The sequence below is a fragment of the Ruegeria sp. AE4 genome, assembly GCF_056542185.1.
The window spans coordinates 1-1852 of record NZ_JBQFZK010000047.1 but is presented as its reverse complement, the minus strand read 5'-3'; the positions used below and the strand labels follow the sequence as shown (position 1 = coordinate 1852).

Annotated in this window: 1 pseudogene; it reads left to right on the top strand. The window is 55.0% G+C overall.

Annotated features, from left to right (window positions below):
* Positions 1-231: 231 nt before the first annotated feature.
* A pseudogene (locus ACR0EK_RS20270) lies at positions 232-1620 on the top strand (IS3 family transposase).
* Positions 1621-1852: the final 232 nt, after the last annotated feature.

Here is a 1852-nt window from a genome sequence, read left to right as displayed (position 1 = left end):
GTTCTTGGTCCAGCCAAAGCTGTCCGCATAAGGTCGAATCCACCCTTTACGCGCGATCTTTAGCCGTCGGCTCAGCGGATACGGTTAAACCGCCGATGCGAATGGCTACCTCGGTCCTCTCAATCCGGCTCTGCCCAATCGCAAACTGTCCGCCATCAGCACCCATGGAACAGACTAGGTTGATTGCGTAGCGGAGGATTTCAGGCTCATCGTAACCATCAGAGAGTGGAGATGAGAATGAAATCCGGGAAACAGAAAGCGTCAGCAGAGAGAGTTGTCAAAGACATCCGCAGGAAGACACGGCGCCAGCATTCGGCAGAGGAGAAGATCCGTATTGTGTTGGATGGGCTTCGTGGTGAAGACAGCATAGCGGAGCTGTGTCGCCGTGAAGGAATAGCTACGAGCCTGTATTACAGCTGGTCGAAAGAGTTCCTTGAGGCCGGTAAGAAGCGGTTGGCTGGCGATACCGCACGCCAGGCTACCAGCTCTGAGGTGAAGGATTTGAGAGCGGAATCGTCGGCGCTGAAAGAGGTAGTCGCCGACCTGACCCTTGAGAACCGGCTGCTCAAAAAAAGCATGTTCGAGGATGGGGGAGACGACGAATGAGATATCTGTCACCCAACAGTCGCTGCTTGCAGCGATGAGAGGGCAACATCCGAAAAGCTTGAGATCATCCGGCTGGTTGACGGTTCGCACCTGCCGATCAAACGCACACTGGAAAAGCTCGGCATTCCCAGAACGACCTTCTACCGCTGGTACGACAGGTATCTGTCTTTCGGCGAGGCCGGGCTTGAGGATCGCCATTCCCGGCCAGGTAGGGTTTGGAACCGCATCCCCGACAAGGTGCGCAAGCAGATCGTGGAACTGGCTCTGGAAGAACCCGAGTTATCGCCCCGCGAGCTTGCGGTGCGGTTCACCGACACCAGGCGCTACTTCGTTTCTGAGGCCAGTGTTTACAGGCTTCTGAAGGCACAAGATCTGATCACTAGCCCAGCCTGCATCACCATCAAAGCGGCGGATGAATTCCATGAGAAGACTGTGCGGCCGAACCAGCTTTGGCAGACCGACTTCACCTATCTCAAAGTCATCGGTTGGGGCTGGTTCTACCTGTCTACGATCCTGGATGATTACAGCCGTTACGTTGTCTCTTGGCGCCTTTGCACCACGATGAAAGCTGACGATGTCACAGGAACGCTGGAAGACGCTTTGGCTGCATCAGGTTGTGACAGTGTCACCGTTGCCCACAAGCCCCGGCTGCTCAGCGACAACGGCAGCAGTTACATCTCTGGCGAGTTGGCGAAATGGCTGGATGAGCAGGGTATGGATCATGTTCGGGGAGCGCCCAACCATCCGCAGACCCAGGGCAAGATTGAGCGATGGCATCAGACGATGAAGAACCGTGTCCTGCTGGAAAACTACTATCTGCCAGGAGCGCTCGAACAGGCCATCGGCGACTTCATCAATCACTACAACCACAACCGATACCACGAGAGCATCAGCAATCTGACACCCGCCGATGTCTATTTCGGTCGAGCCGAAACAATCCTCAGACGCAGAAAGGAAATCAAACACCAGACAATCCAGAAACGCCGCTTGCTGCATCATCAGAACGCGGCGTAGATTGAAACTGCGGCGAGCCTGATCCTCCTAAGCCAATCAAACGCTCGTGTTCCAAATCATTCGATGACGGACACACCGTGCGATACCTGGGCGTTGAATTGGAAGACGCGCTAAGAATTGCAGAGCGTATAGATATCTGAAACAGTTTGGCGAGCGGCGCTGTCGGTCGCCAATCCATAGTGGTTCTAGTTCTTTTACGCAGGAGTGGGACGTAGCGTGCCCTGAGCGGAAG